The sequence below is a fragment of the Pseudoalteromonas sp. AWM4_233 genome, assembly GCF_056158285.1.
The window spans coordinates 1-7,133 of sequence record NZ_JBSWSZ010000053.1 but is presented as its reverse complement, the minus strand read 5'-3'; the positions used below and the strand labels follow the sequence as shown (position 1 = coordinate 7,133).

The following is a 7,133-nucleotide window of genomic DNA, read 5'->3' as shown; positions in this document are numbered from 1 at the left end:
GTCCATGTTCGCATTCGCCACACCCGTCAACAGGTTGGTCGCGCCAGGTCCAAGCGTAGCCAGACAGACACCAGGCTTCCCAGTAAGCCTTCCATAGGTTCCGGCCATAAAAGCAGCACTCGTTTCGTGGCGGGTCGTAATGAATTCGATGGGGGAGTCCAGCAAAGCATCCATAAGGTCAATGTTCTCTTCACCAGGCACTCCGAAAATGTATTCGACGCCTTCATTTTTCGGAAGCATTGGATCAATAGTTGAGCAACGTTCATTTCTTTTCCTCCTTGTCTTTCTTATTTTGCGTTATCACCAGAGAAGTTATGAGAAAAAGATTGGAGAATGATGCTCATTGGTCTCTCTGTTGGTCCAGCGATAAAATGAGAGGAGAGATTTTCACAAGGGGGGAAAAGTGTGAAGAAATGGATCCATCACTTAAGACAAAACGAAAAACACCTACTCTGGTGATGGTGTTTTTATCTATATCGATGGTGGTTTTTGGAGCCGTTCTTACAGGGGTTGATGTTGAAGTTGGTAAAGCGGTGATCATTATCTCCATTGGTTTGAATGGTTCATTCTGCTCTGGTTTTTAGGAGTGGATCCCATATGGAAGGGATTCGGTATGTTGGGACTTGCATTTGGAATGACCTTTGTATTTTCCAAAGGCATGGCTATCATTCCAACCACCATATACGCAGAGTTGCTGTCGGCAGACACAGCTCAAAGGTGTCACCATAGAAGGTGTCTTCTTTTTTGTAATGATCAAGCTGATTGGCAAATGGGCAGGCATTGAACCTTACTATGAAAAGCTTGGAAAAAAGAAAAAAGAGAAAGAATACGGGGCGCAATGAAAAAAGACTCTTTCTGCACGTGCTCTATTATTCATTTTTTCAATCATCTTAATTATGTTTGCTTTAATCAATCATCAATGGGGATGGGATCAGAGGATCGGATATTTTTGTTTATTTACTGGTTTCACATTGGTCACCTACCTGGAATACTTTTCATACCAATCCATCGTACCCTGGGGGCATCATATGCAATATGGACTGTCTTGATGACGTGGGGAGTGTATGAACTTCTCATGGAACGTTTTCCTTACTGAATTCGGAAGTTATATCCGTATCGGCTTTGCGCTATTCGTTCCATCATTGGTTAGCAAAAGGAATAAAAGTAGTCATAAATAAAAAAAGAGGTTGAAAGAAGACGCTCCGAACACAGTCATAGTGGTCGGACGTCTTTCATTATTTCTATCCCTTTTTAGATTTGTCACAGTCTCGTTTTGACAAAGCTGCATTTAGATTGTCTTGAGAACGAGGTTGTAACCGCTTTATCATGAAAGTACAGAAAAAGCTAGAACATAACGAGACGAGGAGGAACTCTCATGAGTGAGAAACAACAAACAGGTGCAAGGGCTCGTGTTCAGCGGTTCGGGAGCTTTTTGAGCGGAATGATCATGCCGAACATTGGCGCTTTTATTGCTTGGGGTATTATCACGGCTTTATTTATTCCTGATGGATACTTTCCAAATGAAGACTTAGCAGAAATGGTCGGTCCGATGATCACCTACCTGCTGCCATTACTGATTGGTTTTACCGGTGGACGACTGGTTCACGGCTTGCGCGGAGGTGTCGTAGGTGCGACAGCTACAATGGGTGTCATCGTAGGTGCAGACATTCCGATGTTCCTTGGGCGCGATGCTAGATTGGTCCGCTTGGTGGTTAGCTGATCAAATGGGTGGACAAACTTTTTGAAGGAAAAGTCAAATCCGGTTTTGAAATGCTTGTCAATAACTTCTCTGCTGGTATAGCATTGGTGCTATTCTGGCTATTCTCGGCTATTATATCATCGGTCCAATTATGTCAGGATTGACGAATATGCTTAGGCTCATGCGTGTTGAAGCTCTTGGTCAATGCAGGGCTGCTTCCACTCGTCAACATCTTCATTGAACCTGCGAAAATCTTGTTCTTAAACAATGCCATCAACCACGGGATATCTAAGTCCAATTGCTGTAGATCAGACCCAGGAACTATGGGAAATCGATCTTGTTCTTACTTGAAACAAACCCGGGTCCTGGATTGGGCATTCTATTAGCCTTCAGTATCTTTGGAAAAGGAATTTCCAGTCAGACAGCGCCAGGGGCTGCCATTATCCACTTCCTTGGTGGTATTCACGAAATTTACTTCCCGTACATCCTGTCTAAGCCGGCATTGATTCTAGCAGCCATTGCCGGTGGTGTAACCGGAACGACAACGTTTGTGGCATTTGGTGTCGGTTTGACGGCCACTCCATCTCCAGGAAGTATCGTGGCGCTAATGCCATTGACTGCGAGAGGGGATCACCTTGGAGTGATTGCAGGTGTTCTTGTTGCGACACTAGCCTCATTCCTTGTCGCTTCCTTGATTCTTAAATTCAGTAAGAACAATGAGGAGAGAACAATTGAACGAAGCTACGGCAAAAATGGAAGAAATGAAAGGGAAGAAGAGTTCTGTTTCCGGCCAGTTGAATTCTCAACAAGATGAGCAGAAAGAAGACGCGCAACAAGCAAGCTCAAGAAGAAATACAAGCGTCGTACCTTCTGTAGATCGCAGCGATGTCGATAAAATCATCTTCGCTTGTGATGCAGGAATGGGATCCAGTGCGATGGGAGCATCGCTCTTGAAGAACAAGTTCAAGAAATCCGGGATCGATATAGATGTGACGAACATGGCGATCAATGATCTGCCAAGCGATGTGGACATTGTCATCACCCACAAGGACTTGACATGAACGCGCCGTACAAAGAGTACCGAACGCTCATCACATCTCTGTAGACAATTTCCTGAACAGTCCAAAGTATGATGAACTTGTGAATGAACTCAAATCCGAATAACTGCTAAAGGCCTGATCTCCTTCGATCAGGCCTTTGTTTATTCGTTCGTACGCTAATAAAAATGAGGGAGATACTGATAAAAGTCTAAAAGTCACTGATAAATCACTCAAAGTCACTGATAAAATACTCAAAACCACTGATAAATGGGCAAAAGTCACCGATAAATGCTCTCATGACACTGACAAAGTTATTAAATTTTGTCACAAGGGGTGTGACGAAGATGACTTTTCTATTTATTGAAAACCCTTTCTCTACAACATATCATGGAACTATAGAAACAATAGTTATTAAAACTTGTCCTTGAAGGAGGTGGGTCGGGGATGTATGTGACAGGGCGTGAAAGGAAGATTCTAGATCGTTTGCTTGGTCAAGAAGATCAAGTGACCGTAAAGCAATTGGCAAACGAGCTCGATATAAGCACGAGAACGGTTCATCGTGACTTGAAAGGAATTGCAGATATTTTGGCTGAAAGAGACTTATCGCTTGAGAAAGCTTCAGGGGGCGTCCTTTTGTTAAAGGGCCTGTAGATGAAAAGAAGTCGCTGAGACTGGAGTTAATTCAACAAGTTTCTGTGGATTACACTCAGGAAGAACGGCATGTGTTGATTTTATCGAAACTTTTGGAAACTCGTGAACCTGTGAAACTTGTGTCGATTGCCAACGATCTTGGTGTCACTGTAGCAACCATCAGCCATGACCTCGATAAAATTGAAGATCACCTCAAGGATTTTCAGTTGAAGCTTGTTAGAAAACGAGGCTATGGCGTTGAAGTGGTCGGAGCAGAATCCGGCATACGGAAAGCCATCAGTCAATTGATTATGTCTCACATGAACAAGTTGGATTTTTGCTCATGGTAAGGCAAAACATCCAGGAAGGGAATCAAGGGACTGAAGAATCTTTGTCTGGACATTTGCTGGACATCGTGAATAAAGAAACCCTTGCACTTATTGAATATCACGTCGGGGATTTGAAAAAGGATTTGTCGTATCCTCTAGCAGATAGTGCCTACATTGCATTGGTCGTACACCTTGCTTTAGCGATTGAACGCATACAGCAAGGGGAAAAAATCCATATCGATGAAACACAGTTGGAAAAGCTTCGGTCTACGAAAGAGTATTCGTTCGCAGAAGACTGGATCGATCAATTGGCGCGCGCCTTTCACCTCACAATCCCAGAAGCCGAAACAGGGTATATTACGATGCATTTGATGGGGGCGAAGGCAAGGTACAATCGTGATTCGCTGTTAGAAGAATCCAGTATGAGCATTGCTTTTAAAGCGAAGCAGCTGATTGCAAAAGTTTCTAGTCGTGTCGGAATGAATTTTAACGAATACGACCGATTACTGAATGATCTTGTTGTCCACTTGAAACCCAGTGTTTACCGTCTGCAGCACAACATGGATATCGAAAACTCATTCACCGATCAAATGGAAAAAGATTACCCTGTTTTGTTCGAAGAAGTAGAGATGTCGCTGCTAGAGGTCTTTCCTGAATTGCCTTTCCCTCGAGAAGAAACCGCTTTTATCGTGATGCATTTTGCATCGGCACTTCTGAATATGGAAGGTGTAGCTGGAATTAATGTGCTTGTCGTCTGTTCAAGCGGAATCGGTACCGCCAAAATACTGGCAGCCAAGTTACAAAAGAGATTCAATGAAATTGAACAGATTGAGCATCATTCATTGTTTGACCTTAAAGGGATGGACATCTCCCAGTACGACTTGATTGTATCGACCATCGCTCTCGTTGATGTAGAAGGCTATGTGCAGGTGAGTCCTGTCTTACCTCAGAAGGATATTCACAAATTTGAGCATACGATCCGAAGGGTACGTGTGACGAAACAAATGAAAAAACCGGTGATGGCACCGAAGGGCGACGGTGAGAAGTCGTTTCAGGCCATACAAGAGAAGATCAAGGCATATGAACGCTATGCTGAAAACATCAGAAAGATTCTTGATCATCTTTCTGTAACGAATATAAGAAGCTTCCCAAATTGGAAGTGCATTGGGACAGGCGATTCATCATTTGCAAGAATGTGGGGCCGTTTCGGAAGTGGATCGTATCGTAAATCACTTGTTGGACCGGGAAGCCATCGGTGGACTAGGGATCCCTGACACAAGCCTCGCTCTTTATCATGCGCGGAGTTCTGCTATCGACCAACCCTCTTTTTCTGTCCATATTTTGAATGAACCTTTAAGAGTCGAAGGCATGGACGGGGAGGAGATGTCTTTAAAGACGATGTTACTCATGCTCGCACCTGAAGCCCCGGATCAAGAGGGGTTGGAGACGTTAAGCTTCATTAGTTCTCTCATTATAGAAGACGATGAGTGTACGTCCATTTTACAATCAGATAATGAAGAGAAAATCCTTCAATATATAGCAAACAAGCTTTATACATTTATTAAATCTAAAGAATAAGGGAGTTTTTACTATGTCTACAAACATTTTGAAAAAAGAAAACATTGAACTGAACAAGAGCTTGGCAACGAAAGAAGACGCGATCCGTTATGTTGGTGGAATCTTGAATGAACAAGGGTATGTGGATGAAGCCTATATCCAAGAGATGCTGAAGCGTGAGGAAATCACATCTACGTTCATGGGGAACTTTGTAGCAATTCCTCACGGGACAGAGGATGCCAAAAAGTCCGTTAATGAAACAGGGATTTCGGTTGTCACAGTACCAGAAGGCGTTGATTTCGGAGATGGAAATATCGTCAAACTTCTTATTGGGATCGCTGGAAAAGGGAACGAGCATTTGGAAATCTTGTCTCAAATCGTCGTTGTGCTCTGGTTCAGAAGAAGAGAACGTTGAAAAATTGATTGCGGCAGAAACGAAGGAAGAAGTTCTACAAACGTTCAGCGAGGTGGAGTAAGATGAAGGCTGTTCATTTCGGAGCAGGGAATATAGGACGCGGGTTCATTGGTGCGCTTCTCGATCAGTCGGGTTATGAGACGGTTTTTGTGGACGCCAATGAAGCATTGATTGATCATGCTGAATGAACGCAATCAGTATAAAGTTGAATTGGCTGGTGGAGTAATACGGGGATTACTGTTAAACATGTTAGTGCATTGAATAGTATGAAACAGCCGCAAGCAGTTGTAGAAGCGATCGCTACAGCGGACCTTGTTACTACGGCTGTTGGACCTACCATTCTTTCTGTTATTTCAAAGCTATTGGCAGAAGGCCTGGAAAAGCGGATGGGAGAGTCAAGCTGGTCCATTGAACGTCATTGCTTGTGAAAACATGATCGGCGGATCGGAAGCGTTGAAGCAGCATGTGCTTGAAAACATGGATGAATCTAAGCATGACCAATTGGTTGGTTTGATCGGATTTCCGAATGCGGCCGTGGGGACAGAATTGTCCCGGATCAAAGTAATGATGATCCTTTAATGGTCAAGGTTGAACCTTATTATGAATGGGTGGTAGAAAGCAGTCAAAGGCATCATACGTTTGCCTCTACCTGCTGCAAGGATCATTGCTTTCATGTCTGCGGCTCTAACTTACGCTTAACTGCAGGAATTATCTCATTGTCGAGCCAAGTTGCAAGCCATTGAAATTGTTCATACTGTTTACTTGTTTCAAGAATATAATCTAATGTTGGTAAAATATTTTGTAGATACCCTGATTTACCATCCCTCAGAAGCAAGCGGCAAAATATCCCTGCGGCTTTTAGATGCCGTTGTAAACCAGTCAGGTGGAAGTAGTCGCAATATTGTCCAAATGATAAATCAGCCATCAAATCTTGTTTATAAAACAGCTCGTAGTTGTATTTAAGCAATTGTTCAAACTCATGCTCAGGTAAAGTGAAATAACAGTCTTTGAGCAAAGAGACCGCATCATAACTGATTGGACCTTGAACAGCGTCTTGAAAGTCAATTAACGCCCACCCACCTGACGTTTTCATGATATTTCTAGAATGAAAATCCCGATGCATCGTCACTTGGGGTTGCTGTAGCATAACCTCAATTAAACTCGTTACCAGTTCATGCCAAAGTCTTTGATGCTCCGCCGATACACTTAAACCTAGCCATTTCTCGAGCAACCACTCTTTGAAAATATTGATTTCTAAACATATAAAATCGTCGTCGTACGGTTTCATCCACTGGCTGGGTGATATAGAGGCAATTTGTGGTAACAAAGATAAAACGGCCTTGTAGTCTGTCATTCGACTATCCGAACTTAAACGATCTGCTAGGTGCTTGATCCCAAATCGTTTAATAAAATAGGTGCTGTGTAAGAGGTGAATCTAACCGTCGTTAACCTTAGCAATACGT

The 7,133-nt window shown here is 43.1% G+C and carries 13 protein-coding genes and 1 pseudogene; 12 read left to right on the top strand and 2 right to left on the bottom strand.

What is annotated here, in order from left to right:
* On the bottom strand, positions 1-240 hold a 240-nt coding region (locus ACXAC4_RS19680; protein WP_475164891.1), incomplete at its 3' end, for a thiamine pyrophosphate-binding protein.
* Positions 241-413: 173 nt separating this feature from the next.
* On the opposite strand from ACXAC4_RS19680, the gene ACXAC4_RS19675 reads away from it, so the two are divergent.
* The 12 genes and pseudogenes from ACXAC4_RS19675 (at position 414) to ACXAC4_RS19620 (ending at position 6,413) form a co-directional block, all read left to right on the top strand.
* Positions 414-584 (top strand): hypothetical protein, encoded by a 171-nt coding sequence (locus ACXAC4_RS19675; RefSeq protein WP_475164889.1) that lies wholly within the window; start codon positions 414-416, stop codon positions 582-584.
* 791 nt (positions 585-1,375) lie between these two features.
* On the top strand, positions 1,376-1,720 hold the full coding sequence (locus ACXAC4_RS19670) for a PTS transporter subunit EIIC (RefSeq protein WP_475164888.1): 345 nt from the start codon (positions 1,376-1,378) through the stop codon (positions 1,718-1,720).
* 316 nt (positions 1,721-2,036) lie between these two features.
* On the top strand, positions 2,037-2,513 hold the full coding sequence (locus ACXAC4_RS19665; protein WP_475164887.1) for a PTS transporter subunit EIIC: 477 nt from the start codon (positions 2,037-2,039) through the stop codon (positions 2,511-2,513).
* Positions 2,431-2,760 (top strand): hypothetical protein, encoded by a 330-nt coding sequence (locus ACXAC4_RS19660; protein ID WP_475164884.1) that lies wholly within the window; start codon positions 2,431-2,433, stop codon positions 2,758-2,760. Before ACXAC4_RS19665 ends, ACXAC4_RS19660 begins: the two co-directional genes overlap by 83 nt.
* A 423-nt stretch (positions 2,761-3,183) precedes the next feature.
* Positions 3,184-3,390 carry an HTH domain-containing protein gene (locus tag ACXAC4_RS19655; RefSeq protein ID WP_475164882.1) on the top strand — a complete coding sequence of 69 codons (207 nt, stop codon included), beginning with the start codon at positions 3,184-3,186 and terminating at the stop codon, positions 3,388-3,390.
* A 71-nt stretch (positions 3,391-3,461) separates the two neighbouring features.
* A complete protein-coding gene (locus ACXAC4_RS19650; RefSeq protein WP_475164881.1) occupies positions 3,462-3,719 on the top strand; it encodes an HTH domain-containing protein in 258 nt (85 codons plus the stop codon).
* Positions 3,713-4,972, top strand: coding sequence for a BglG family transcription antiterminator (locus ACXAC4_RS19645; protein ID WP_475164880.1), 1,260 nt, complete (start codon positions 3,713-3,715; stop codon positions 4,970-4,972). Before ACXAC4_RS19650 ends, ACXAC4_RS19645 begins: the two co-directional genes overlap by 7 nt.
* Positions 4,863-5,276, top strand: a complete 414-nt coding sequence (locus tag ACXAC4_RS19640) for a PTS sugar transporter subunit IIA (protein ID WP_475164878.1) — start codon at positions 4,863-4,865, stop codon at positions 5,274-5,276. The genes ACXAC4_RS19645 and ACXAC4_RS19640 overlap by 110 nt, the downstream gene beginning before the upstream one ends.
* A gap of 13 nt (positions 5,277-5,289) precedes the next feature.
* A complete protein-coding gene (locus ACXAC4_RS19635; RefSeq protein WP_475164876.1) occupies positions 5,290-5,670 on the top strand; it encodes a PTS mannitol transporter subunit IIA in 381 nt (126 codons plus the stop codon).
* Positions 5,671-5,732: 62 nt separating this feature from the next.
* Positions 5,733-6,098: pseudogene (locus ACXAC4_RS19630) on the top strand (mannitol dehydrogenase family protein).
* Complete coding sequence (locus ACXAC4_RS19625; protein WP_475164875.1) at positions 6,079-6,249, top strand: mannitol dehydrogenase family protein; 171 nt, start codon at positions 6,079-6,081, stop codon at positions 6,247-6,249. The pseudogene ACXAC4_RS19630 and the gene ACXAC4_RS19625 overlap by 20 nt, the downstream one beginning before the upstream one ends.
* The gene (locus ACXAC4_RS19620) at positions 6,249-6,413 is read left to right on the top strand and encodes a hypothetical protein (protein WP_475164873.1); all 165 of its coding nucleotides are present in this window, start codon (positions 6,249-6,251) and stop codon (positions 6,411-6,413) included. Before ACXAC4_RS19625 ends, ACXAC4_RS19620 begins: the two co-directional genes overlap by 1 nt.
* Here ACXAC4_RS19620 and ACXAC4_RS19615 read toward each other — a convergent pair.
* Complete coding sequence (locus ACXAC4_RS19615) at positions 6,341-7,024, bottom strand: aminoglycoside phosphotransferase family protein (protein ID WP_475164872.1); 684 nt, start codon at positions 7,022-7,024, stop codon at positions 6,341-6,343. The two genes, ACXAC4_RS19620 and ACXAC4_RS19615, sit on opposite strands and share 73 nt — an antisense overlap.
* Positions 7,025-7,133 lie beyond the last annotated feature (109 nt).